This is a genomic window from Hydrogenophaga sp. NFH-34 (assembly GCF_021401345.1).
Taxonomy (GTDB): Bacteria; Pseudomonadota; Gammaproteobacteria; order Burkholderiales; family Burkholderiaceae_C; genus Hydrogenophaga; species Hydrogenophaga electricum.
The window spans coordinates 1-24,420 of the sequence record NZ_JACBGE010000037.1 but is presented as its reverse complement, the minus strand read 5'-3'; the positions used below and the strand labels follow the sequence as shown (position 1 = coordinate 24,420).

22 protein-coding genes are annotated in these 24,420 nt (G+C 67.2%); 12 read left to right on the top strand and 10 right to left on the bottom strand.

The annotated features are described in order from the left end of the window. Nucleotides 1-49 precede the first annotated feature (49 nt). Nucleotides 50-1,066, top strand: coding sequence for a LacI family DNA-binding transcriptional regulator (locus L0977_RS23925; protein WP_234267448.1), 1,017 nt, complete (start codon nucleotides 50-52; stop codon nucleotides 1,064-1,066). A gap of 43 nt (nucleotides 1,067-1,109) precedes the next feature. Here the strand turns inward: L0977_RS23925 and L0977_RS23920 are convergent, their stop codons facing one another. The 5 genes from L0977_RS23920 to glmS all read right to left on the bottom strand — a co-directional run bounded on the left by L0977_RS23920 (nucleotide 1,110) and on the right by glmS (nucleotide 9,639). Next, complete coding sequence (locus L0977_RS23920) at nucleotides 1,110-1,901, bottom strand: hypothetical protein (protein WP_234267447.1); 792 nt, start codon at nucleotides 1,899-1,901, stop codon at nucleotides 1,110-1,112. A 2-nt stretch (nucleotides 1,902-1,903) separates the two neighbouring features. Continuing rightward, nucleotides 1,904-3,658, bottom strand: coding sequence for a restriction endonuclease subunit S (locus L0977_RS23915; RefSeq protein WP_234267446.1), 1,755 nt, complete (start codon nucleotides 3,656-3,658; stop codon nucleotides 1,904-1,906). Beyond that, nucleotides 3,655-5,127: a type I restriction-modification system subunit M gene (locus L0977_RS23910; protein ID WP_234267445.1), complete on the bottom strand. Its 1,473-nt coding sequence runs from the start codon at nucleotides 5,125-5,127 to the stop codon at nucleotides 3,655-3,657. The genes L0977_RS23915 and L0977_RS23910 overlap by 4 nt, the downstream gene beginning before the upstream one ends. Before the next feature lie 37 nt (nucleotides 5,128-5,164). After that, nucleotides 5,165-7,624: an EcoAI/FtnUII family type I restriction enzme subunit R gene (hsdR, locus tag L0977_RS23905; protein ID WP_234267444.1), complete on the bottom strand. Its 2,460-nt coding sequence runs from the start codon at nucleotides 7,622-7,624 to the stop codon at nucleotides 5,165-5,167. A 158-nt stretch (nucleotides 7,625-7,782) separates the two neighbouring features. Further along, entirely contained in the window at nucleotides 7,783-9,639 is a 1,857-nt protein-coding gene (gene glmS, locus L0977_RS23900; protein WP_234267443.1) for a glutamine--fructose-6-phosphate transaminase (isomerizing), read from the bottom strand. A 136-nt stretch (nucleotides 9,640-9,775) separates the two neighbouring features. On the opposite strand from glmS, the gene L0977_RS23895 reads away from it, so the two are divergent. Both L0977_RS23895 and L0977_RS23890 read left to right on the top strand, forming a co-directional pair. Next, entirely contained in the window at nucleotides 9,776-10,288 is a 513-nt protein-coding gene (locus tag L0977_RS23895) for an Lrp/AsnC family transcriptional regulator (RefSeq protein WP_234267442.1), read from the top strand. An 86-nt stretch (nucleotides 10,289-10,374) separates the two neighbouring features. Continuing rightward, the gene (locus L0977_RS23890) at nucleotides 10,375-11,145 is read left to right on the top strand and encodes a DUF2726 domain-containing protein (RefSeq protein ID WP_234267441.1); all 771 of its coding nucleotides are present in this window, start codon (nucleotides 10,375-10,377) and stop codon (nucleotides 11,143-11,145) included. A gap of 23 nt (nucleotides 11,146-11,168) precedes the next feature. Here the strand turns inward: L0977_RS23890 and glmU are convergent, their stop codons facing one another. Then, nucleotides 11,169-12,575, bottom strand: a complete 1,407-nt coding sequence (glmU, locus tag L0977_RS23885) for a bifunctional UDP-N-acetylglucosamine diphosphorylase/glucosamine-1-phosphate N-acetyltransferase GlmU (protein ID WP_234267440.1) — start codon at nucleotides 12,573-12,575, stop codon at nucleotides 11,169-11,171. Between glmU and L0977_RS23880 the strand changes: the two genes are divergently transcribed. The 6 genes from L0977_RS23880 to L0977_RS23855 all read left to right on the top strand — a co-directional run bounded on the left by L0977_RS23880 (nucleotide 12,574) and on the right by L0977_RS23855 (nucleotide 17,584). After that, the gene (locus L0977_RS23880) at nucleotides 12,574-13,533 is read left to right on the top strand and encodes a DUF6279 family lipoprotein (RefSeq protein WP_234267439.1); all 960 of its coding nucleotides are present in this window, start codon (nucleotides 12,574-12,576) and stop codon (nucleotides 13,531-13,533) included. The genes glmU and L0977_RS23880 overlap by 2 nt on opposite strands. A gap of 183 nt (nucleotides 13,534-13,716) precedes the next feature. Further along, nucleotides 13,717-14,457, top strand: a complete 741-nt coding sequence (locus L0977_RS23875; protein WP_234267438.1) for a GntR family transcriptional regulator — start codon at nucleotides 13,717-13,719, stop codon at nucleotides 14,455-14,457. Further along, a complete protein-coding gene (locus tag L0977_RS23870; RefSeq protein WP_442786666.1) occupies nucleotides 14,457-15,257 on the top strand; it encodes a transporter substrate-binding domain-containing protein in 801 nt (266 codons plus the stop codon). The genes L0977_RS23875 and L0977_RS23870 overlap by 1 nt, the downstream gene beginning before the upstream one ends. A 25-nt stretch (nucleotides 15,258-15,282) precedes the next feature. Further along, complete coding sequence (locus L0977_RS23865) at nucleotides 15,283-15,945, top strand: amino acid ABC transporter permease (protein WP_234267437.1); 663 nt, start codon at nucleotides 15,283-15,285, stop codon at nucleotides 15,943-15,945. Nucleotides 15,946-16,110: 165 nt separating this feature from the next. After that, nucleotides 16,111-16,752, top strand: coding sequence for an amino acid ABC transporter permease (locus tag L0977_RS23860; protein WP_234267436.1), 642 nt, complete (start codon nucleotides 16,111-16,113; stop codon nucleotides 16,750-16,752). A 67-nt stretch (nucleotides 16,753-16,819) separates the two neighbouring features. After that, entirely contained in the window at nucleotides 16,820-17,584 is a 765-nt protein-coding gene (locus L0977_RS23855; RefSeq protein ID WP_234267435.1) for an amino acid ABC transporter ATP-binding protein, read from the top strand. 97 nt (nucleotides 17,585-17,681) lie between these two features. On the opposite strand, the gene L0977_RS23850 is transcribed toward L0977_RS23855, so the two are convergent. Continuing rightward, nucleotides 17,682-18,950 (bottom strand): SLC13 family permease, encoded by a 1,269-nt coding sequence (locus L0977_RS23850; protein WP_234267434.1) that lies wholly within the window; start codon nucleotides 18,948-18,950, stop codon nucleotides 17,682-17,684. A gap of 120 nt (nucleotides 18,951-19,070) precedes the next feature. On the opposite strand from L0977_RS23850, the gene chrA reads away from it, so the two are divergent. Next, entirely contained in the window at nucleotides 19,071-20,417 is a 1,347-nt protein-coding gene (chrA, locus tag L0977_RS23845) for a chromate efflux transporter (protein WP_234267433.1), read from the top strand. A 21-nt stretch (nucleotides 20,418-20,438) separates the two neighbouring features. On the opposite strand, the gene L0977_RS23840 is transcribed toward chrA, so the two are convergent. Both L0977_RS23840 and L0977_RS23835 read right to left on the bottom strand, forming a co-directional pair. Continuing rightward, entirely contained in the window at nucleotides 20,439-21,419 is a 981-nt protein-coding gene (locus L0977_RS23840) for an MBL fold metallo-hydrolase (RefSeq protein ID WP_234267432.1), read from the bottom strand. 111 nt (nucleotides 21,420-21,530) lie between these two features. After that, on the bottom strand, nucleotides 21,531-22,127 hold the full coding sequence (locus L0977_RS23835; RefSeq protein WP_234267431.1) for a TetR/AcrR family transcriptional regulator: 597 nt from the start codon (nucleotides 22,125-22,127) through the stop codon (nucleotides 21,531-21,533). A gap of 157 nt (nucleotides 22,128-22,284) precedes the next feature. Here L0977_RS23835 and L0977_RS23830 point away from each other — a divergent pair, with 157 nt between their 5' ends. After that, complete coding sequence (locus L0977_RS23830; RefSeq protein ID WP_234267430.1) at nucleotides 22,285-22,662, top strand: TfoX/Sxy family protein; 378 nt, start codon at nucleotides 22,285-22,287, stop codon at nucleotides 22,660-22,662. Between the two features lie 19 nt (nucleotides 22,663-22,681). Here L0977_RS23830 and L0977_RS23825 read toward each other — a convergent pair whose 3' ends face one another. Beyond that, nucleotides 22,682-23,167, bottom strand: a complete 486-nt coding sequence (locus L0977_RS23825; protein WP_234267429.1) for a DUF2917 domain-containing protein — start codon at nucleotides 23,165-23,167, stop codon at nucleotides 22,682-22,684. A 120-nt stretch (nucleotides 23,168-23,287) separates the two neighbouring features. On the opposite strand from L0977_RS23825, the gene L0977_RS23820 reads away from it, so the two are divergent. Beyond that, complete coding sequence (locus L0977_RS23820; RefSeq protein ID WP_234267428.1) at nucleotides 23,288-24,307, top strand: LysR substrate-binding domain-containing protein; 1,020 nt, start codon at nucleotides 23,288-23,290, stop codon at nucleotides 24,305-24,307. The last annotated feature ends 113 nt before the right edge of the window (nucleotides 24,308-24,420 follow it).

Here is a 24,420-nt window from a genome sequence, read left to right as displayed (position 1 = left end):
AAGCGGCTACCGGAGGCAGAATTCAGGAATCGATACCATATTCCGCCCCATGCCAGCCGACCCCAGCAGCCCGCACCCGCCCAGCATCAAAGACGTGGCCCGGCGCGCCAACGCCTCCACCACCACCGTCTCGCGCGTGCTCAGCCAGCCCGACGCCGTCCGGCCCGACCTGCGCCAGCGCGTGCAGCAGGCCATTGCCGAACTGGGTTACCGCCCCAACCTCGCGGCACGCCGGCTGCGCCAGCAGCGCGCGTCGCTGATCGGGCTGATCGTCTCGGACATCCGCAACCCCTTCTTCACCGACATCAGCCGCGCGGTGGAAGACATGGCCTACCGCCACGGCCTGCGCCTGATCCTGTGCAACAGCGACGAAGACCCGGCCAAGGAACAGTCCTACCTGGAGCTGATGGCCGACGAACAGGCCAGCGGCGTGATCCTCTCGCCCACGCCCGAACTGACGCGGCGCTTCCGCGCCGACCAGCACCCGTTCCCGGTGGTGCTGGTCGACCGCGCGCCCGACGACACCCCCACCGACCTGGTGCTGCTCGACAACGCACACGCCGCGCGCCGGCTCACCGAGCACCTGCTCGACCAGGGTTGCCGCCGCATCGTGCTGCTGGCCGGATCGCGCAGCAGCACCGGCCGCGAACGCCAGGCCGGCTACGAAGCGGCGCTGCGCGAGCGCGGGCTGGCGCCGCAGGTGCTGCCGCTGCGCCCCACCGCCGACGAAGGCCAGGCCGCCGCCGCGCCACTGCTCGCCACTGACCCGGCCGAACGCCCGGACGCCCTGCTCGCCACCAATGGCCTGCTGCTGCTGGGCGCCTGGAAAGCCATCCGCGCCGCCGGCCTGACCATGCCCACCGACATCGCCCTGGCCGGCTTCGACAACAACGACTGGACCACCCTGCCCGAGCCTGCCGTCACCGTGCTGGCCCAGCCCACCGCCGACATCGGCCGCAGCGCGGCCGAACTGCTGCTGCAACGCATGGCCGAACCTGCGCGGCCGCCGCGCCGCATCGTGCTGGAGGGGGCGCTGATGGTGCGGGGATCGAGTGCGCGGGGGTGAAACCGCTCACACAGCTCCGCCCCCACAGCGGCGCCCCATCCCGTCACCCTTCGTCCGCCAGCCAGCCCTGCGCGTCCTTCCACACGGCCTGCCGCCATGGCGTGTCGGTCTGGGGCAAGGGCGTGATCAGATCGTCCGGGTGCCACAGCCCCTGGCGCCTGCAGGCCACCTCGGGTGCCAGCGCTTCTCCGCGTTCCAGTTGCAGCAGCCAAGGGCGCGGAATATCCACACCAAGCACCGTCACCCCCAACGACTGGGCCACCGCCACCGCGGCCACCATGTTCGACACGCAGGGCGTGTGGTCCCAGCGCCAGCCTTCGGACAGCAACCAGTAGCGCGACTGATCGGAGCCGTCCAGGCCATCGCTGATCTCCTCGTACACCAGGCACAGCGGGCCATTGGCATCCGGCCCCACCGGTGAACCCGCGGCTTTCCACACCAACAACAAGCGCCGGTCATCAGGTGCTGTTCGCTGGCGTTCCTGCAGCCAGTCGCGGTAAAGGGTCGGGTGCTTGTAGTGGTCCACCCTGAGGTGCGGTTGCGGGCTCACGCCGTCGAGCCAGGCGCGGTTGATCGCCAGATACTTTGCGGCCCAGTCCAGCAGCTCGGGTGTGAGCTGGTCCTTCAGCTTGTCGGGCGTCGAGAACGCGGCGTTCGGCAGCTTCAGTGCTGCGGGCAGCAGGCGGGGGATCTGCTGGCGGGCGATGCCGTAGGCCTCGAAGGTTTCAATGAGGCGCTTGGCCTGGGCGCGGGCCGGGTCCAGGCGGTCGCGCAGCAGGTTCCAGGCTTTGCCCAGCAGACCGATCACACCTGTGGCTTCGCCAACGATCGACATGCTCAGGCCACCTCGTCGATCAAGGCTTCGGCCAGGTGGGCTTGGGTGGTTTGGCGAGCGGCTAGGCGCTGGCGCAGGTCGGCGCACAGGCGGCGCAGGGATGCGACGCGGGCGACGATGCGGGCTTGCTCCGCGAGGGGAGGAACTGGAAAACAGCACCCCTTCAACTGGGTCATGTTGATTGACGCTAAGTTCGTAGTCTGCTTCGCCGAAGAAGCGAAGTAGGCGCGTGCAAACGTTGAATTCAAATACAGCTCTGCCCAAACCGGGTTCCATCCTGGACTCATGCCACGCGCTTTGAAGACGTGGTTTTGATGCAAGCACACGGGTAACTCATCACGCCAGATGGTGGTGCGACCAACTTTGTCCCAGTCGCCGCCCTCGGTGATTAACAGGTCGCCTCTTACAAGCTGGAACCGTTCGAGTTCCGCTCTGTCAATCACAACCTCCTTCATCGAGTCCAGATTCAAATGCCAACGCTGGACATTGGCCACGCGCAAATAGGGGTACGAGGTAGGCGCAGGAAGGGCTGCCTTCCTTCCTAGTGTTACGCCGCTGGAGATAGACACCACCTCCCCCAACCGCACCCACTCCCAGCTCCCCGGAACCTCAAACGGCTCTTCTTCCACTTCAATATTCGCCAGCGGCTTATCCTGCTTGATCTTGCCCTCTGCAATCAGCCGGTCCTTCTCAGCGCGAATCGTCTTCAGCAGTTCGCTGGCGGGTTCGTCCTTGGGGTCCTGCGGCACGAGCAGGCCGCGCACGGCCAGTTGCAGGATGGTTTTCTCCAGGGCGTCGATGGCTTCGGGGCGGTCGAGCAGGCGGTCGAAGTGGGTGGCAACGCGTTGCCAGTTGTCGGCCAGTTCGTCTTGGGTGGCGCTGGCGGTCAGGGCACCCAGCAGGGTTTGCACAAGCTGTGCGTGTTGCGCGGCTTCGAGCTGGCCCTGGGCTTCGAGGGCATCGCACAGGCGCATGAGTTCTTCGACGCGGGTGACGATGCGAGGTTGCTCTGCTTCAGGAGGCAAAGCGATCAGTAGATTTGAGAGCGACTCTGTGTTTAGGGTCGCCCCCATCAACGCATCTTTGGAGGCCCCCGTCTTGGAAACCGTGGGGAGCACGTATTTCAGGAACTCCGGCTGAAGACCAGCAAGCGGCAAAAAAGAGACGATGGCTTCGTTGTGATACGCGGGCACTTGTAGTGTGGCGATCTTGCCGATAGTGAGCTTGAAGCTCATGATCAACGTCCCCACCGGCAATGGCTCATAGCCAAAGACACTGGCACCCTTTGCCGTGATTTTCCGATCGGTGTCAAAGACCTCGCCGAAGTGAGTCATGTCTGAAATGCTGACCCATGCGCATCCTTCATCGGACCAGTACTGCGGGTCTTTGCTGGGCGGTGTCTTCCCGATACGAAACGGCAGCAGAGTCCCAAGTCGTACCCACTTCCACCCACTAGGCAAAGTGAACGGCTGTCCCTCTTCTTCGATCGGTAACAGCGGCCTGTCCCGTTTGATCTTGCCCTCGGCAATCAGCCGATCCTTTTCCGTCCGAATCTTCCTAAGCAGTTCGCTTGCCGGTTCGGCACTCGGATCTTGCGGCACCAACTTGCCCTGCACTGCCAACGTCAAGATCAGTTCACGCAGGCGCGCCACGCCACCGGGCGCGGTGGCCATCAACTCAAAGTGCTGCACCAGCGGTGGCTGCAGGGCGCTGAGGTATTTCGCGCTGGGTTCGCGGGCTTCCATCACCACACTCATGCGCGGGCTCCGCTCAGCGATTCGGCCAATATGGCCTTGAGCTGGTCGCGCAGGCCCTGCGCTTCGGCCTGCAGGCTGGCGTAGCGGCGCAGCAGTTCTTCTGGGTCGTGGCTTTCCTGCTCGGGGGCGTGCGGGTTCTTCTGGTCCAGGTTGTAGTTGGCGGCCTTGATCTGGTCGATGCCCACCTTCCAGGCGCGTTCGTTCTCGACCCGGGTGGCAAAGCCATCGGCCTCAGTGCCCCACCATGCCTTCTCAGCGTCGAACTCTTCGATGCGGATGGGCTTGGTCTTGTTGTAGCTCTTCACGCCCTCGGGGTAGGGGTGTTCGTAGTACCAGATGTGCTGCGTGGGCTGGCCCTTGGTGAAGAACAGCAGGTTGGTCTTGATGCCGGTGTAGGGTGCGAAAACGCCGTTGGGTAGGCGCACGATGGTGTGCAGATTGCACTCGGTCAGCAGCTGTTCCTTGATGCGGGTTTTGACACCTTCGCCAAACAGGGTGCCGTCGGGCAGCACCAGCGCGGCGCGTCCGTTGGCCTTGAGGATGTGCTTGATGAGTACGAGGAACAGGTCGGCTGTTTCTTTGGTGCGCACATCGGCCGGAAAGCCCTGTTCGATACCCGGCTCTTCGATGCCGCCAAAGGGCGGGTTGGTCAGCACGACATCCACCCGGTCGGCCGGGGTGACTTCGCGCAGCGGGCGGGCCAGGGTGTTGTCGTGCCGGATGTGGCTGGGCACCTCGATGCCGTGGAGCATGAGGTTGGTGACGCACAGCATGTGGGGCAGCTGCTTCTTCTCGACACCGCGAATGCTTTGCTGGAGCACAGTTTCGTCTTCGGTGGTCTTGACCTGCTTGCGCAGATGTTCGATGGAACAGACCAGGAAGCCGCCGGTGCCGGTGGCGGGGTCGAGCACGGTTTCGCCCAGCTGGGGGTTGACCATGTCCACCATGAACTGGGTGACGGCGCGGGGCGTGTAGAACTCGCCCGCGTTGCCGGCGCTCTGCAGATCCTTGAGGATCTTTTCGTACAGGTCGTTGAACTGGTGGCGCTCGCTCTGCCGGTTGAAGTCGATGGTGTTGAGCTTGTTGATCACCTGCCGCAGCAGTTGGCCGCTCTTCATGTAGTTGTAGGCGTCTTCAAAGACGCCGCGCACCACATAGCCGCGTGGGTTGCGCACCGGGTCGGCCGGCAGGTTCTTGAGGGTGACGAAGAGTTCTGTGTTGACGAAGTCCTGCAGGTCATCGCCGGTCATGCCTTCGGGGTCGGCCGCCCAGTTGCGCCAGCGCATGCTTTCCGGGATGGGGCTCTTGTAGGCGTCGCGGGTGAGTTCGAGCTCTTCTTCGAGCGCGTCAAAGACCTTGAGGAACAGCAGCCAGGTGAGTTGCGAGATGCGCTGGGCGTCGCCATCCACGCCAGAGTCCTGGCGCATGATGTCTTGGATGGATTTGATGACGGGGGAAAGGTTGGCCATGCGGTCGGGGGTTCAGGGAATCGGGTGACCCAGGAAATCAGGGCGTGGTGGGCGAATACAGCTCGCGCTCCAGGGTGCTCAGGGCTTCGAGGTACTGCGTGCGGCCGCCGAAGCTGCGGATCAGCTCCACCGGCAGGCCCAGCCGGTTGACCGGCGGCAGGTTGAGCACGTTGTTCGCTTCCAGCGTGGTGATGCCTTCGTCGGCGTATTTGTCGAGCAGGGCGTCGATCACTTGCCGGGCCATGGGGCCGTACTGGGTGAAAACGTTGCGCTTCTTGACGCGATTGGCCCGCTCGCGCCGGGTGAGCGGCGGCCTGTTGTAGGCCACGTGCAGCAGCAGGTCGAACGGGTCGAGGTCTTTCAGGCCGGTGTGGGCCACTTCGTCGGCCAGCGCTTCGATCAGCACGCCCTGGCGCTCCAGTTCTTCGATGAGCACGGCTTTGCGGTCGGCGTCGTTCCAGGCTTGCAGGAACTTGTCGAGCGAGTCGTATTGGCGCGTGAGGTTGATGCGGGTGTAGTCGCGCAGGCTCTCGGTGATGAGCTTGCCGTCGGCGTTGAGGTATTGCACGCGCTCGCGGGCAACCGATACCGTGACCATGCCGCCGACGACGTATTTCCTGGGCTCGATGCTGCCGCCTTCGCCAGGGCCGGCGGTGGTCGGACCGAGGGGGGGTAGACCGTCGCCCGGCGCCTGTGGCACGACCGGGTCATCGACCACGGGCGGTTCGATGGGGCCACCTTCGCCCGGTTCGTAGATCTGCACCGGATCGCCGTCAAACGCGGGATCGGCGAAGAGCTCGGTGGCGCGCTTGAAGTCCATGATGGTGAACCAGCTCTTGCCCAGGTCTTCGCGCAGGCGGGTGCCACGGCCGATGATCTGCTTGAACAGGGTCATCGACCGGATGTTCTGGTCCAGCACGATGAGCTTGCAGGTCTGGGCGTCTACCCCGGTGCTCATGAGCTTGGAGGTGGTGGCAATCACCGGGTAAGGCTTCTCGGGGTCGATGAAGTTGTCGAGCTCGCGCTTGCCTTCGGCGTTGTCACCGGTGATCTGGACCACGTATTTGGGCTGGGTAGCGCAGAGGTCGGCGTTGGCATTGGCCAGGGCCTGGCGCATGCGCGCGGCGTGGTCGATGTCTTCGCAGAAAACGATGGTCTTGGCGTGGCGGTCGGTCGCCTTGAGGTATTCGGTGATCTTGGCGGCCACGGCTTCGTCGCGCTTTTCCAGCACGAGCTTGCGGTTCATGTCGGCGCCGGTGTAGACGCGATCCTCGATCAGGTGGCCGGCCTTGTCGGTCATGCCTTCGGTGGGGCGCCAGCCGAAGGTGTCGCGGTCGAGATCGATGCGGATGACTTTGTAGGGCGCCAGGTAACCGTCTTCGATGCCTTGCTTGAGGCTGTAGGTGTAGACCGGTTCGCCGAAGTAGTGGATGTTGGACGCGGTGTCGGTTTCTTTGGGGGTGGCGGTCAGGCCGATCTGGGTGGCGTTGCTGAAATAGGTGAGGATGTCGCGCCAGGCCGAATCTTCGGCGGCGCTGCCGCGGTGGCACTCGTCCACCACGATGAGGTCGAAGAAGTCGGGCGAAAACTGCTTGTAGATATTGCTTTCTTCTTCCGAGCCGGTGACGGCCTGGTAGAGCGAGAGGTATATCTCGTAGCTCTTGTCGACCTGCTTGGTGGACTTGCTGACCGCCAGCTCCACGTCGTCAATCGTGACCGTACCTTGCGCGTCAACCCGCTCCACACCCTTGGCATTCGGGCTGAGCTTGGCCATGGCGCCCTTGAAGGGTCGGAAGTCGTTGACCATGGTCTGGTCGATCAGGATGTTGCGATCGGCCAGGAACAGGATGCGCTTTTTGGCACCGCTCTTCCACAGGCGCCAGATGATCTGGAAGGCGGTGTAGGTCTTGCCGGTGCCGGTGGCCATGACCAGCAGCACGCGGTTTTGCCCGGCGGCGATGGCTTCGACGGTGCGGTTGATGGCGTTGAGCTGGTAGTAGCGCGGGGTCTTGCTGGGGGCATAGTCAAACCCGGCGACGCGCTCAACCTCGGGCGTCCAGCCCTTCCAGGTGCAGTAGCGGCGCCAGAGCTCGGCCGGGCTGGGAAACCCGTCCAGCGAAATGGTCTGCTCCAGCACGCCGGTGGCCAGCGTGGCATCGCGAAAGACGAATCCGTCGCCGTTGGAAGAGAAGCTGAAGGGAACGTCCAGCAATTGGGCGTAGTTGATGGCCTGGGCCATGCCCGCGCCCACGGCGTGGTGGTTGTCTTTGGCCTCGACCACGGCCAGCGGAATGTTGGGCTTGTAGAACAGCGCGTAGTCGGCGCGCAGCACCGTGGTCTTGTCGCGATACGCCTTCTGGCCGCGAACGACCACGCGGCCAGCCCGCAAGGGGAATTCGCGATAGATCTGGTCCATGCCATTCCAGCCGGCGGCTTCCATGGCCGGTCGGACGAACTTGTCGCAGATATCACTCTCGGAGAGGTTCTTCTTGTTCATCGAACTCCCTGGGCGCTGGATGGAACGGAGTGTTGGTGCGGGTTTTGCCGGCCTCAATCGTTACAAATCATTATCCGCGCCGCTGCGGCTTTGAGGCGTCCACAGGGTGGCACCAACAGGGGCGACGAAGTCCGTGGCTGACCGCCGCCCCAGCCGCCTCACTCCACCGTCACGCTCTTGGCCAGGTTGCGCGGCTTGTCCACGTCCGTGCCCTTGGCCAGGGCCGTGTGGTATGCCAGCAGTTGCAGCGGCACCACGTGCAGGATGGGAGAGAGTGCACCGTAGTGTTCGGGCATGCGGATGACGTGGATGCCTTCGCTGCTGCTTATGCGGGTGTCGGCGTCGGCCAGCACGTAGAGCACGCCGCCGCGGGCGCGCACTTCCTGCATGTTGCTCTTGAGCTTCTCCAGCAAGGTGTCGTTGGGCGCTACGGTCACCACCGGCATGGCGCTGGTGACCAGGGCGAGCGGCCCGTGCTTGAGTTCGCCGGCCGGGTAGGCCTCGGCGTGGATGTAGCTGATTTCCTTGAGCTTGAGCGCACCTTCCAGCGCGATCGGGTAATGCAGGCCGCGGCCCAGGAACAGGGCGTTGTCCATGCGCGCGAAGTCTTCGGCCCAACTGATGACCTGCGGCTCCAGCGCCAGCACGGCCTGCAGTGCCACGGGCAGGTGGCGCATGGCCTTGAGGTGGGCCGCTTCCTGCTCCTCGCTGATCTGGCCACGCACCTGCGCGAGTGCGAGCGTGAGCAGGAACAGGCCGGCCAGTTGGGTGGTGAAGGCCTTGGTGGACGCGACGCCGATTTCCACGCCGGCCCGCGTGATGTAGGCCAACTCGCACTCGCGCACCATGGCGCTGGTGGCCACGTTGCAGATGGTCAGCGTGTGCGTCATGCCCAGGCCTTGCGCGTGGCGCAGGGCGGCCAGGGTGTCGGCGGTTTCGCCGCTCTGGCTGATGGTGACGACCAGGGTCCTGGGGCTGGGCACGCTGGTGCGGTAGCGGTATTCGCTGGCCACTTCCACGTCGCAGGGAATGCGGGCGATCGCCTCCAGCCAGTACTTGGCGGCGCAGCCGCTGTAGTAACTGGTGCCGCAGGCGAGGATGAGCACGCGGTCGATCTGCTTGAACACGCCATAGGCGCCGTCACCGAACAGTTCGGGGGTGATGCCTTCCACGCCTTCGAGCGTGTCGCCGATGGCGCGCGGCTGCTCGAAGATCTCTTTTTGCATGTAGTGCCGGTAGGGGCCCAGCTCGGCCGCACCGCTGTGCGCGTGCACGGTGCGCACCGGGCGCTGTGCGGCGTCGAAGCTGCGGCCCTGACCATCGGCCACCCAGTAGCGGCCCAGTTGCAGGTCCACCAGATCCCCCTCTTCCAGGTAGACGATCTGGTCGGTCACGCCGGCCAGGGCCATGGCGTCGCTGGCCAGGAAGTGTTCCTTGCCGCCGTCGCCCACGCCCAGCACCAGCGGCGAGCCGGCGCGCGCACCGACCACGCGGTGCGGTTCGTCCTTGTGGAACACGGCCAGCGCGTAGGCGCCGTGCAGTTGCGCCACCGCGCCCTGCAGGGCGGCGAACACGTCGCCGTCGTAGAGCGAGTCGATCAGGTGAGCGATGACTTCGGTGTCGGTCTGGCTTTCGAACACGTAGCCCTTGGCCTGCAGGGCGGCACGCAGTTCGTCGTGGTTTTCGATGATGCCGTTGTGCACCAGCGCCACCCGGCCGGCTGCGCCCTGGGCCGCCGCCGGGCCGTGACTGAAGTGCGGGTGGGCGTTGTGCACGGCGGGCGCGCCGTGCGTGGCCCAGCGCGTGTGGGCGATGCCGGTGCCGCTGGCGATGGCTTCCTGCTGCACCTGCTGCACCAGTTCGGCCACGCGGGCCGTGCTGCGCGCGCGGCGCAGGCTGCCGTCGTGAATGGCCACGCCACAGGAGTCGTAGCCCCGGTATTCCAGCCGCTGCAAACCCTGAACCAACACAGGAACGATGTCACGACCCGAAACGCCTGCGACGATGCCACACATGGGTTTTGCTCCAAGAGATGAGGTGCCGTGATGGTAGGCACATCATTTCGGAATAAGCACTCTCAATCTCCTTCCATATGAACGATAATTTCACAACTCCATCATAGAGATTTATTATTTCAATTTTTCCAATTTTATGGAATCAGAGTTCATCGACGACACCGATCTGCGCCTGCTCGACCTGCTGCAGACCGACGCCAGCCGCAGCAACCAGGACACGGCGGCGCTGGCGCACGTGTCGCCGCCCACCAGCCTGCGGCGCGTGAAGCGGCTGCGCGAGATCGGCGCCATCGAACGGGTGGTGGCCGTGCTCAGCCCGGACCGCCTGGCCCCGCTGATCGGACACGGCCTCACGGCGATGGTGGAAATCACGCTGGAACGGCAGGGCGCCGAGCACCTGGACGCGTTCGAAGCGCGCGTCGTGCCCGACCCGGCGGTGCAGCAGTGCTACCGCGTCAGCCCCGGGCCCGACTTCATGCTGGTGGTGCACACGCCCGACATGCCCGCCTATCTGGCCCTGGCACAACGCCTCTTCACGGCCGACGCCAATGTGCGTAACGTCAAGGCTTTCTTCAGCGTCAAGCGCGCCAAGTTCGACCCGCGCCTGCCACTGCCGGCCCGGATGACCCCTCCGCCTCACACGCCGTAGTAACAAAGGGTTAATTGAAGAACCGACGCGTAACCGGCTCCTAGAATCGACCGCACGAAAGTATTCATGCTTCAGGAGGACTGCTCATGCTGCCGTTGGCCCTGGGACTGCTGATCGCCGTAGCGCTGGTAGCGCTGGGCGTGTGGCTGTACCGCCGCTATTTCCCGAAAAACAGCGGTCGCGACGATCGCTACGAACCGCAACCCCTGCTGACCGCCGAACAGCTGGCCATGCTGGATTACCTGCACGACAGCTTTCCCGGGCAAGAGATCCTGGCCGATGTGCGCCTGAGTGCACTGCTGGGCGTGCGCCGCGCCAGCGACCGGCAGCGCGCTGTCAAACGGCTCGACGGGCACCGGGTCGACTACGTGGTCTGCAGCGCAGACGGCCGCGCCGTCTTTGCGTTCGACGTGGAGCAATACCACCTGAGCAACGCCAAGGCCAAGGCGCACAAGCTCAAGCTCAAGAACCGCATGCTCAAGACGGCCGGGGTGCGTTTCGTGTTCCTCAAGAACGGCATCCACCGCATGCCTTCGCCCAACGATTTCCGCCGCCAACTCGACCTGGCGGAGCTGCCCCGCCCGATCCAGCGCGAACGCGAGCCCGAACCCGAAACGCCGCGTCAGCAGCTCGAATCGCATTTTTCGCAGTTCGACCAGCTCTACCCCACCACCGGTTTCCGCGATTCGGACGTGCTGGGCCTGAGCGGCCTGATGGAACTGGGGCCGCAAAGCGGCGAGGCGCCTCAGCGCCCCTCGTCACGCCCCCCGGAGCCGGCCGTGCGACCGGCGCAGCGCCCCGGCCGCGCACCGGCCACCGACAGCAAGCGCGTGCCCACGCTGCACCAGCGGCACTGAGGCGCGGCGGCCTGCGCGCCGCGTCAGCCTTTGGGCGGGTTCTTGCGCGGCCGCTGCCAGTTCGGGATGCTCACCTGCTTGCCGCGCGCCACACTCAGCGCGCCGGCCGGCGTGTCCTTGGTGATGGTGGAGCCGCCGCCCACCGTGCCGCCAGCGCCCAGCGTCACGGGCGCCACCAGCACGCAGTTGCTGCCCACGTGCACGTCGGCCTCGATCACGGTGCGGTGCTTGTTGGCGCCGTCGTAGTTGGCGGTGATGCTGCCGGCGCCGTAGTTCACGCGCTCGCCCACCGTGGCGTCGCCCAGGTAGGCCAGGTGGTTGGCCTTGGCCCCGTCGGCCAGGGTCGAATTCTTGACTTCGACGAAGTTGCCGATGTGCACCTCGGCGCCCAGTTGGGCGCCCGGGCGCAGCCGGGCAAACGGGCCGATCAGCGCGCCAGGGCCCACGCTCACACCGGCTTTTTCGCCGTCGATGTGGGTGAATGGGTGGATCACCGCCCCCGCGGCGAGGGTGGCGTTGGCGATCACGCAGTGCGCGCCGATGCGCACGCCCTCGCCCAGCACCACGCGGCCTTCGAACACGCAGCCGACGTCGATCTCCACGTCGGGCCCACACTGGAGCTCACCACGCACGTCAAAACGTGCCGGGTCGGCCAGGCGCACGCCCTGCTCCAGCAGTTCGTGGGCGCGGCGCCCCTGGTAGGCGCGCTCCAGCTCGGCCAGCTGTTTCGGGCTGTTGACGCCCGCCACCTGCGCGGCGTCGGTGATGCGGTGCGCCTGCACCGGCACGCCGTCGGCCACGGCGAACTTGACCACGTCGGTCAGGTAGTACTCGTTCTGGGCGTTGCGGTTGTCCAGCCGCGCCAGCCAGCCACGCAGCAGCTGCGTGGGCACGGCCATGATGCCGCTGTAAATCTCGGTGATGGCTTTCTGCGCCTCGCTCGCGTCCTTCTGCTCCACAATGGCCTGCACCGCGCCGTCGGTGCCGCGCACGATGCGCCCATAGCCCGAGGGATCGGGCTGGTCCAGCGTCAGCAGCGCCAGGCACTGGCCGCCGCACAGCGCCAGCAGCGCCTGCAAGGTGTCGACCTGGGTCAGCGGCACGTCGCCCGAAAGCACCAGGGTCACGCCGTCGTCGGCCAGCACCGGCACCGCCTGCTGCACCGCGTGGCCGGTGCCCAGTTGCGGCTCCTGGCGCACGAAGCCCAGGGCCGTGCCCGCACCGCCCGGCGCCGCCAGCCCCGCTTCCACCAGCGCGGCCTCGTGACCGGTGATCACCACCACCTGGCGGGCGGAAAGCCGCACGGCCGTGTCAATCACATGCTGCGCGAGTGCACGTCCGCCCAAACGGTGCAAAACTTTGGGCCGCCGGCTTTTCATGCGCGTGCCTTTGCCGGCCGCCATCACCACCACATCCACAGGGAACGACATGAACACCTCTTACGGGGCGCCCATGCACCCCTTTGCCATCGTGGGGCGGATTATCGCGCCCCCACTGGCGGCCGCCCGCCGCCTGCTGACGCGCTGGCGCCTGGCCGCGCTGCTGCTGGCCGCCCTGGCACTGACGGGCTGCAGCGTGCTGCGGCTGGCCTACAGCCAGGCCCCCGCCGCGCTGTACTGGTGGGTCGACGGCTATGTCGACCTGAACGACGCGCAGAGCGCGGCGCTGCGCCAGGACATCGACCGCTTCGCGGCCTGGCACCGGCAGGACGAGCTGCCCGCCTACATCGGCCTGCTGGGCACCTGGCAGGCCATGGCCCCTCAGAACACCACCGGCGCCCAGAGTTGCGCACAGTACGGCGCGCTGCGTGCGGCCGTGGTGCGGCTGGCGGACCAGGGCGCCGAACCGCTGGCACGCGTCGCGCTGCAGCTCTCGCCCGCCCAGTTGCAGCACCTGGAGCGGCACCACGCCAAGCGCAACCGCGAATTTGAAAAGGATTTCCTGCGCGGCACCCCCACCCAGCGCCTGCAGCGCCGCGTGGACAAGGCGGTGGACCGCTATGAAATGCTGTACGGCCGGCTCTCGCCCGAGCAGGTGGCACAGGTGCGCCAGGGTCTGCGTGACGCCCCGTTCGATGCCGAACGCCTGCTGGCCGAGCGCCGGGCCCGGCAGGACGAACTGCTGCGCCTGATCCGCCAGCTCCAGGCCGCGCAGGGCGGGCCGCTCGCCAACGGCGCCGCCGTGCCCGCGCCCGCCGTGGCCGCGCTGCGCGACTGGTTCGTGCGCGGTCTGCCCCAGGCGGATGACCCGGGCGCGCCCTGGATCGCCCATGGCTGCGCCGAGTACGCGGCGCTGCACAACCGCACCAGCGCCGCCCAGCGCGAACGCGCGGTGCAGGTGCTCAAAGGTTACGAGGCCGACCTGCGCGCCCTCGCCGCACCCGCCTGAGGCGCACCAGAACCCGCCCCGGCGCCCCTCGTCCGTGCGGGTGCCCGCCCCGTTTCGGACCAGCCAACCTGTCCCTGGTGGTGCGCACGCACCTGCCTGGTCAATTCTGCGCACACATCTGATGCGCAAATCTTGCATACAAGGCCTGCATGGCATGGCACGGTTCTCGCAAGCAGCGAAACCATGGTCAGTTCCACCGACATCGCCCAACGCATCATCGAAGCCATCCTGGCGCAGCGCCTGGCCCCCGGCACGCGCCTGGGCGAGCAGAACCTGTCGATGCTGTTCGACTGCAGCCGCACCCTGGTGCGCGAAGCCCTGGTGCGGCTGGCGGCGCGCGGCATCGTCACCGTCAGCTCGCGCCGCGGCTGGTTCGTGGTGCAGCCCTCGCACGAAGAGGCGCGCGAGGCCTTCGAGGCCCGCCGCGTCATCGAAACCGGGCTGATCCGCCGCCAGTCCCCCGTCAACAAGAGCGCCATCAAACGCCTGCGCCAGCATGTGAAGCAGGAGCAGGCCGCGCTCAAGGGCAGCGACATCGGGCAGCGCAGCTACCTGCTGGGCGACTTCCACGTCTGCCTGGCCGAATGCCTGGGCAACCAGTTGCTGGCCGACACGCTGCGCGACTACACCGCACGCACCACGCTCATCGCCATGCTCTACCAGAGCACGCACGACGCGGTGCAGTCCTGCCAGGACCACGTGGCCATCGTCGAAGCGCTGGAACGCGGCGACACCGCGCACGCCGAGGCCCTGATGGAAGAACACATCGGCCAGGTGCAGGCCGCACTGCGCCTGGCCCCCGCCGACGACCCGCTGGCCGACCTGCGGCAGGCACTGGCGCCGGTCACCCCCCCTTCTGTCGCGGCCGTGGCCGCGCCCGCTTCCCCCACCCCTCCCGAAACCTACCTAGGAGCCCTGCTGTGATCACCCTGAACAAACGCGCCTTCACCGCCTCTGCCCTCGCCCTGGCAGCGCTGGCCGTCACCGGCACCGCACACGCCCAGTCCGCGCTGGACGACATCCTCAAGGCCAAGACGATCAAGATCGCGGTGCCCACCGACTACCCGCCTTACGGCTTCGTCGGCATCGACCTGCAGCCCCAGGGCCTGGACATCGACATGGCCAAGCTGATCGCCGACAAGCTGGGCGTGAAGCTGCAGATGGTGCCTGTCATCAGCGGCAACCGCATTCCCTATGTGCAGACCAAGCAGGTGCACCTGGTGATTTCCACGCTGGGCAAGAACGCCGAGCGCGAGAAGGTGATCGACTTCACGCACGCCTACTCGCCCTTCTTCCAGGCCGTGTACGGCCCCAAGAGCCTGTCGATCAAGAGCTTCGCCGACCTGGGCGGCAAGACCATCGCGGTGGCCAAGGGCGCGATGGAAGAGCAGGAACTGGTCAAGGTCGGCCCGGCCAGCATGGACTTCAAGCGCTATGAAGACCAGGCCGCCAGCACCGCCGCCTTCGTGGCCGGCCAGACGCAGCTGATCGCCACCAGCGTCTCCAACGCCGGCCTGATGGCGCAGAAGAACCCGCAACTGGGCGCCGAATTCAAGCTGCTCATCAAGGACAGCCCGAACTTCATCGGCGTGGCCAAGGGCGAAGCCGCGCTGCGCGCCAAGGTCAACGAAATCATCGTCGCCGCCAAGGCCGACGGCACCCTCGACAAGATGGCGCAGAAGTGGCTGGGCCGCGCCGCCGGCAACCTGCCGCTGAGCGAATAAGCGCCCGCCCGGACGAAAGCCGACCATGCATGTCGAACTCGACTTCGGCGCGGTACTCAGCCAGTGGCCCTTCCTGCTCCAGGGGGTGCTGTGGACGCTGGGCCTGACCGCGATCGCGCTGGTGCTGGGCCTGCTGGTCGGCGTCGGCTGTGCCTGGGCCCGCGCGAGCGGGCCCGCCTGGCTGCGCTGGGTGTGCGGGGCGTATGTGGAGCTGATCCGCAACACCCCGTTCATCGTGCAGCTGTTCTTCATCTTCTTCGGCCTGCCTTCGCTGGGCGTCAAGCTCTCGCCCGAGACGGCTTCCATCATCGCGATGGTGCTGAACCTCGGCGCCTACGCCACCGAGATCATCCGCGCCGGCATCGAAGCCACGCCGCGCGGCCAGATCGAAGCAGCGCTGAGCCTGGCGCTCAACCGCGTGCAGGTGTTCACCCGCGTGGTGCTGCCGCCCTCGCTCAAGCGGGTGTGGCCGGCGCTGGTGAGCCAGATCGTGATCGTGATGCTGGGCTCGGCCGTGTGCGGCCAGATCGCCACCGAAGAGCTGAGCTATTCGGCCAATGTGATCCAGGCGCAGAACTTCCGCACCTTCGAGGCCTACATCGTCGCCACGGTGATCTACCTGCTGCTGGCGATCTGCCTGCGCAAGGCGCTCAACTGGGCGGGGCCACGCTTCGTCTTCGGCCGATGACCGCGATGCCGCTCCACACCGCCGTCATGCTCGCGCAGGCGGGCATCCAGCACCACCAAAGCCATGCCCTGGATGCCCGCCTTCGCGGGCAGGACGGCCCCCTGCGTCACAGGCCGGTGGAGAGGGCTGAGCGGGGGCTTCGCGCAAACCTGAAAGAAACACCCCATGGTTGACTTCACGCTCTGGGACATCGTCCGCAACCTGCTGCTGGCCGCGCGCTGGACGGTGGTGCTCTCGCTCATCGCCTTCGTGGGCGGCGGCCTGGTCGGCCTGCTGCTGCTGATCGCCCGCATCGCGCGCCTGCCGGGGGCCGAGCGCTTCGTCGCCGGCTATGTCCAGGTCTTTCAGGGCACGCCGCTGCTGATGCAGCTGTTCCTGGCCTACTTCGGCATCGGGCTGTTCGGCATCAACGTCTCGCCCTGGGTGTCGGTGACGCTGGCGCTCACGCTCTACACCAGCGCCTTCCTCACCGAAATCTGGCGCGGCTGCGTGGCCGCCATTCCCAAAGGCCAGTGGGAAGCCGCGCAAAGCCTGGCGATGAACTTCGGCGAACAGTTGCAGCACGTGATCTTTCCGCAAGCGCTGCGCATCGCCATCCCGCCCACCGTTGGCTTCCTGGTGCAGGTGATCAAGGGCACGGCCCTGGCGTCGGTGGTGGGTTTCGTCGAACTCACGCGCGCCGGCAACATGATCTCCAACGTCACCTACGCGCCTTTCACCGTCTTCGCCTGCGTGGCGCTGATGTACTTCGTGCTGTGTTACCCCATCAGCCTCTACGCCAAGTTCCTGGAGCGGAAGACACGATGAACCCCCTGCGCCGCTTCGCGGCTTCCCCCCGTCTTATCCTCTCCGGCGCGCCACGCGCACCTCAGCCATGAACGTTTCCACTTCCACCGAACCCCAGGCCCCCATCGTCCAGATCACGGCGCTGCGCAAGTCCTACGGCACGAACGAGGTTCTCAAGGGCATCGACCTGAACGTGCAGCGCGGCGAGGTGATCGCCATCATCGGCAAGAGCGGCTCGGGCAAGAGCACACTGCTGCGCTGTATCAACGGGCTGGAGGTGTTCCAGGAAGGCGCGCTCACCGTCGACGGCAAGCCGCTGCTCTACGACAGCCCCATGGCCATGCGCGAGCTGCGCCAGCACGTGGGCATGATCTTCCAGAGCTTCAACCTGTTCCCGCACCTGAGCGTGGGCCGCAACATCATGCTGGCCCCCACGCTGGTGAAAAAGACCGACAAGGTCGACGCCGCCGAGCACGCGCGCAAGCTGCTGCTGCGCGTGGGGCTGGCCGAAAAATTCGACGCCATGCCCGACCAGCTTTCGGGCGGCCAGCAGCAGCGCGTGGCCATCGCCCGCGCCCTGGCCATGGAGCCGGCCGTGCTGCTGTGCGACGAGATCACCAGCGCGCTCGACCCCGAACTGGTGGGCGAGGTGCTGCGCGTGGTGGAGAGCCTGGCCAACGAGGGCATGACGCTGCTGATGGTCACGCACGAAATGAACTTCGCGCGCAAGGTGGCCGACCGCGTGATCTTCATGCACCAGGGCCGCGTGCACGAAATGGGGCCGCCCGAGGTGCTGTTCGGCAACCCGCAGACGCCGGAGCTGCAGCAGTTCCTGTCGTCGCTGAAGGACTGAGGCTCCGCACCGTCAAGCCGGCGAAGGGCCCCCGAGCCCTACCGTCATGCCCGCGAAAGCGGGCATCCAGAACGCGCCCCAAGTCGCCTTGACAGGCTCACCAGCTGAACCAGAGCACCGCGAGCGACAGCAGCGTCACGGGCATCGCCACCAGCGCGTGGCGGCGCCAGTCGAGCGTGATGCCTTCGCGGGCGGCGAGGTCGGCCACGATCAGGTTGGCGATCGAGCCGACCAGCAGCAGGTTGCCGGCAAAAGTGCTGGCCAGCGCCAGCAGCACGCCGCTTTGCTGCGGGTCGCCGCCCAGATGCGGCAGCAGCAGCATCACGGCGGGCACGTTGGAGACCAGATTCGACAGCGCCGCGCTGGCCACCAGCAACGCGCCCGGATCGCTCAGGTGCACGCCGTGCGCCGCCAGCCAGGCCACGGCCTCGCCCGCCAGGCCGGTGTCCTGGAAGGCGTGATTCACGACGAACAGGCCGATGAAGAGCAGCAGCAGCAGTTGCCAGTCGACGAAACCCATGACGTCGGCCGAATGCAGACGCCGGCTGAGCAGCAGCAGCGCGGCCCCGACCAGCGCGGCCACGTCGCGCGGCCAGTCGGTGAACAGGAACACCCCCATCAGCGCCAGCGCGACGCTCAGACCCTTGACGGTCTGCCAGCGGTCGTAGGGCGGCTCTTCGGCCAGGGGCGCCACCGGCACCGCCAGCGGCCGCGCCAGCTCGGGGGCACCGCTGCGTGCGCCCGGCCCAAAGGCCAGCCAGGCCCAGAGCAGCCCCAGGCTCACGCCCACCGGCAGCAGCGCCTGGCGCACGAAGTCGCCGAAGTGCAGTTTCAGCACCGACCCGATCAGCATGTTCTGCGGGTTGCCGATGAGCGTGGCGGCCGAGCCGATGTTGGCCGCACACGCCAGCCCGATGAGAAAGGGCAGCGGATTGAGACCGCGTTGCAGGCACAGCCGCGCGACCACGGGTGTCATGGCCAGGCAGATCACGTCGTTGGAGAACACGGCCGAGAGGCCGGCCGCGACCACGATGATCGCCGCCAGCAACCCGCGGCGCGACAGCGGCAAGGCGCCCACACGGCGGGTGACTTCGGTGTAGAAGCCGCCCAGGCGCATCTGCGCCGACACCACCATGAAGGCGAACAGCAGCACGATGGTGGGCACGTCGACCGCGCGCGCGGCCATCTCCACGCCTTCGCCGGTGATGGCGATCACGGCAATGGCGCCCAGCAGTGCCACGCCGGAGCGGTCCAGCCGCAGACGCGGCAGCCCCCCCAGGAACATGCCGAGATAGACGATGGCGAAAACAGCCACCACCCCCCAGTCGGTGGGCGGATGGGTGACCAGGGATTCGGGCAGGTTCATGGGCCGCGTCAGGAACGGGGTAAAGGGACCCGCATTGTCCGGCAAGCGCGACGGCCCCAGCGCCCGCCATGCCGCTGACACAGGGCGCCGATAAGATGCCGCACCGTCCACCCGATCACCATGAACCCTGCCCCTTCCGACACCCCGCCGCCAGTGCCGCTTTCGCAGGCCCTGCGCTACTGGCTGCGCCTGGGCTTCATCAGCTTTGGGGGACCGGCCGGCCAGATCGCGCTGATGCACCACGACCTGGTGGTGCAGCGCCGATGGATGTCGGAAAAGCGCTTTTTGCACGCGCTCAACTACTGCCTGCTGCTGCCCGGACCGGAAGCCCAGCAACTGGCCACCTACCTGGGCTGGCTGATGCACCGCACCTGGGGCGGTGTGTGGGCTGGGGTGTTGTTCGTGCTGCCGTCGCTGCTGCTACTCACCGGGCTGTCGTGGGTTTATCTGGCCTTCGGCGACCAGCCCTGGGTGGCGGGCGTGTTCGACGGGATCAAGCCCGCTGTGACCGCCATCGTGCTGCAGGCCGCGCTGCGCCTGGGGGGCCGCACGCTGCGCAACCGCTGGCTGTGGGGCCTGGCCCTGGCCGCCTTTCTGGGGCTGGCGGTGTTCCGGCTGCCTTTTCCGGTGATCGTGCTGGCCGCCGGCCTGGCCGGGTGGATCGGCGGGCGCCTGGCGCCCGCAGCCTTCCTGCCCGGCGGGCCGACGCCGCACGCGGCTGCCCCGGCCCCCGCAGCGCCAGCGGCACTGATCGACGACCACACGCCACCCCCGCCGCACGCCCGCTTTCACCTGGGGGGGCTGGCCCGGGTTCTGGCCGCCGGCTCCCTGCTCTGGGGCTTGCCCATGGGCCTGCTCACGGCCGTGCTGGGCTGGCAGCACGACTACACGCAAATGGCCTGGTTCTTCACCAAGGCGGCGTTCATGAGTTTCGGGGGAGCCTACGCCGCCCTGCCCTATGTGGTGCAGGGCGCGGTGGCGCAGTACAACTGGCTCACGCCGGTGCAGGTCATGGACGGGCTGGCACTGGGCGAAACCACGCCCGGCCCGCTGATCATGGTGGTGGCGTTCGTGGGGTTCGTGGGCGGTTACGGCAAGGCCCTGCTCGGGCCCGAGCACCTGTTCCTGGCGGGCGCGCTGGCCGCCCTGCTGGTGACCTGGTTCACCTTCCTGCCGTCGTTCCTGTTCATCCTGGCAGGAGGCCCGCTGGTGGAGTCCACACACGGGCGCCTGGGTTTTGCCGCGCCACTGGCGGGCATCAGCGCCGCCGTGGTGGGCGTCATCGCCAGCCTGGCGCTGCTGTTTGCGGGCCACGTGTTCTGGCCCCAGGGCGTGTCGGGGCCGCCCGATCTGGCGGCCATGGCGCTGGCGCTGGGCGCCGCGCTGGCCCTCATCCGGTTCCGGCGCGGCGTGATCGAGGTGATCGGCGTCTGCGCCCTGCTCGGGCTGCTGCAGCGGCTGGCCTGAAGCGCCCGCCGCTGCCGGGCATCAGCTCTGCAGCGCCGCCCACATCTCCTTGTCGCGCTCGGCCGTCCAGATGCGCGGGTTCTTGATGCCCTGGGCTTCGTCGTACGCCCGGCTCACATCGAACGGCAGGCAGTGTTCGTAGATGAACACATGGCCGAACACCGGATCCATGCTCTTGCGCGTATGGGCCATGGCGGCCTTGAGGTCCATGCCCGCGGCAGCGGCTTCCTTGCCGGCCTGGAACAGCGTGGTGACCCAGCGCTGGGTGTAGTCGAGCGCCTTGTTGACGTCGGCGTTGCCCTTCATGGCTTCACCGCGGCCCGGCACGATGAACTCGGCGTTGAGGGCGCGCAGCGCTTCGAGCGTGGCGGGCCATTCTTCGAGCTGGGCGTCACCGGTGTAGACGCCGGCTTCGTATTCCACCAGGTCACCGCTGAACAGCACCTTCTCTGCCTCCACCCAGGCGATGGTGTCGCCGCGCGTGTGGCCCTGGCCCGGGTGCCAGATCTGCACCTTCACGCCACCCAGGTCCACCTCCAGCGTGCCCTGACGGCCAGGCTGGCCGTCGCCGATCACCAGGGTCGGCCAGGTCAGGCCAGGAACGGAATCGGCGCCGCGGAACAGGCGCGGGAAGCGCTCCATCTCGCTTTGCATGTCCTGCGCACCGCGCTCGACGATCAGTTCGTAGGTGCCGCGGCTGGCGATGATTTCGGTCGCGCCTTCGGCCTTGTAGGCGCTCGCGCCCAGCACGCGCACGGCGTGGTAGTGCGTGAGCAGCACGTATTTGATGGGCTTGTCGCTGACGGTGCGGATCTTGGCGATCAGGTCCTGCGCCATGGCGGGCGTGGCCGTGGCGTCGCTGACCATGATGTACTGGTCACCGATGATCACGCCCGAATTGGGGTCGCCTTCGGCGGTGTAGGCCCAGCAATGCGCGCTGAGCTGTTCGAAGGTGATCTTTTTGTCGGCCAGGTCGGCCTGGGAAGCGAAGGCTTTGCTCATGGGGTGTCTCCAGGTGGGGTAGCAAGGACTGATGCGGATTATTTTACTTAATCGAAATTCATTACGAATGGGTAAACAATAACCCTGTGGCGCACAGGCCCGTTCCGCCGCTCAGCCCAGGCCTTTTTCCAGCAGCGTGACCACTTCTTCGGCAAAGGCGCTGTAGCTCATCTCGCCGCCGGGCCGCAACCAGGTGAAGGTCCAGTTGATCATGCCGAACAGCATCATGGTCAGCGCGGTCTGGTTGACCGGCGTGACCCGCTGCGGGTAGGCCCGGCGCAGGAAGCGGGTGAACGCCGCCACCACATCGCGCTGCCGGTTGAGAATCAGCTCGCGCTGCACCTCACCCAGGAACTTGGTGTCCGACAGCAGCGCCACGTGGCGCGTGGCCGAGGTTTCGTATTCGGCCAGAAAGGCCCGCACCAGCTCGTGCAGGGCATCGCGTTCGTTCAGGTTCTTGCGCTGGGCACGCGCTTCGGCCTCACCGATCAGCGCCAGCAGCCGCTGGGTGTAGCGGTCGAGCAGGTCGAACAGGATCGCTTCCTTGCTCTCGTAATAGTGGTAGAGCCGGGCCTTGCTGGTGCCGCAGGCGGTGGCGATGTCGTTCATGCTGGCCGCCGGGAAGCTCTGCCGGGCGAAGCACTGGGCGGCGACGTCCAGGATTTCGTCGCGCTTGAGGTCGTGAAAGGCGGATTTGGGGCGGGCCATGAGGGGCATTGTCCACCCCTGCGCCACCAGTGGTGTCACCCCTGAAGGGCGCGGCGCTGGCCGGTCCGGCGCAGCAGGCCCCCACGTGCCCTGACTGGAAGAGACTTGCCCCCCGTCTCTGCTGGCATGCGATGTGCGGGCCGGCTACGATGTCCGCATGGCCACCCGCCCCGTCACCGACCCCTTCGCGCTGCACGCCTGCGAACTGCTGGCCTGCCTGGGGCCGTGCAAGGCCACGCGCATGTTCGGCGGCTACGGGCTGTCGGTGGACGGCATGAACGTGGGCATCATCGCCTGGGACACGCTGTTTCTCAAGACCAACGCCGACACCGAGCCCACCTGGCTGGCGGCGGGTGCCCGCCCCTTTGCCTACGAGGCCAAGGGCAAGACCCTGCGGCTGCACTACCACACGCCCCCTGACGAGGCGCTGGAATCGCCCGCGCTGATGGCGCCCTGGGCGCGGCTGGCGCTGCAGGCCGCCGTGGCAGCGCGCAGCACCCCGCCGCGCCGAACCCGGCGGTCCGCGGCGCGCTGAAGCGGCAAAAAGCCGGTCGTCAGGGACGCAGCGATTCCAGCGGCGACAGCACGCGGCCGCGCCCGGCCACCAGCACATCGCCGTAACCGGCCAGCCCCCGCAGCAGACGCGCCAGTGCCTGCACCGACTGTCCGAGCGCGGCCGCCAGATCGCGGGCCGGTGCCCCGACCTCGCGGGCGAAGCGCCCCGGTGCGGCGGAGAGCGCACTGTCGTGCCAGTCGAAGCAGACGGGCGACGCATCGCCCGGCGTGGCGAGCGGCTCCATCACCAGGCGGGCACCCGCCGGCACGGTGAGCACATCGCCCACGCCCAGGAAATGGTCGCCCGCAGCCTCGGGCGCCACCCCTTCGATCCCCGCGTAGGTGACCCAGACCCGGCCGTGGCGGACGCGGAGCTGGGCCGTCTTCTGCGGGCGCAGCGTCATGGCATGCCCGGGATGCAGACGCCACTGACCGGCGCGGGCGTGGGCCGGAACAGACAACGAAACAACACGATCGGTGGACATGACAGACTCCTCAGGCAGCATCAATATGGCACCGATCTTCGCCCGCTGCGCGCGCCGCGTCCAATGAAATGGCGATAAGCTATTGATTCGAGTTCCGCATCAATCCGCCGGAGACCCCCGATGTCGCTGCCCGCCAGCCACCCCCGCACCCGCCCGATCTCGGCCGGCCATCTGCGCGCCTTTGACGCCGTGGCCCGGCACCTGAACTTCCGCGCGGCGGCGGAGGAGCTGTCCCTCACACAAAGCGCCGTCAGCCGCCAGATCCAGGCGCTGGAGGACGAGGTCGGCACGCCCCTGTTCCTGCGCCACACCCGGGCCGTGGAACTCACCAGCGCGGGGGCCCAGTTGCTGCGTGCCACCGGCGTGGCGCTGGAGCGGATTGATGCGGCGGTGCGCCAGATCCGGCAGAGCGCCGGGCGCCGCAACGTGGCCATCACCACCTGGGCGTCGTTCGCGTCCATGTGGCTGATTCCGCGCCTCGAAGCCTTCCAGCGCGAGCACCCGGACATCGACATCCGCATCGACGCCACCGACGCCGCGGTGGACCTGGCCACGGCCGACGTCGACCTGGCATTGCGCTACGCCGTGCCGCAGTCGATCAGCGCGGGCGCGATCCGGCTGTTCGGTGAACAGCTCACCCCCGTGGCCAGCCCCTGGCTGCTGCGCGAGCAGCCGCTGCACAAGGTGGACGACCTGGCGCGGCACACGCTCATCGAAGCCGGCGACGCCCACCGCACGCGCCACCTCGAATGGCTGACCTGGCAGCGCTGGCTGGAACTGCACACCCCGCCCGCCCCAGCCGCCCCGGCGCGCGGCAAGACGCGGTCGCGCCTGAGCCCCAAGCGCTGGCTCTATTTCAACTACGCCAACCAGATCGTGCAGGCCGCGCTCACCGGCCAGGGCGTGGCGCTGGCGCGGCTGCCCCTGGTGGCCGAGAGCCTGGCCAACGGCGATCTGGTCGAGCCGCTGCCCCGGGCCCGGCTGGACTCGCCCCTGGTCTACTGGCTCCTGGTGGCGCCGCGCAGCGCGCAGCGCCCCGAGGTCAAGGCCTTCTGCGACTGGCTGCTGCGCGAGGCCGAGCGCACGCGGCAGGCCATCGGCGACGTGCCCGACCCCGACACGGTGGACCACATCGACTGAGTAACCGTCTTGGAAGTCAAGCGCTGTGAAGCGATTTGTCCCAAGGTTTGCCAGTTCGGACCATGGCATTGAGCGTGGTCAGCAGCTTGCGCATGCAAGCGACCAAGGCGACC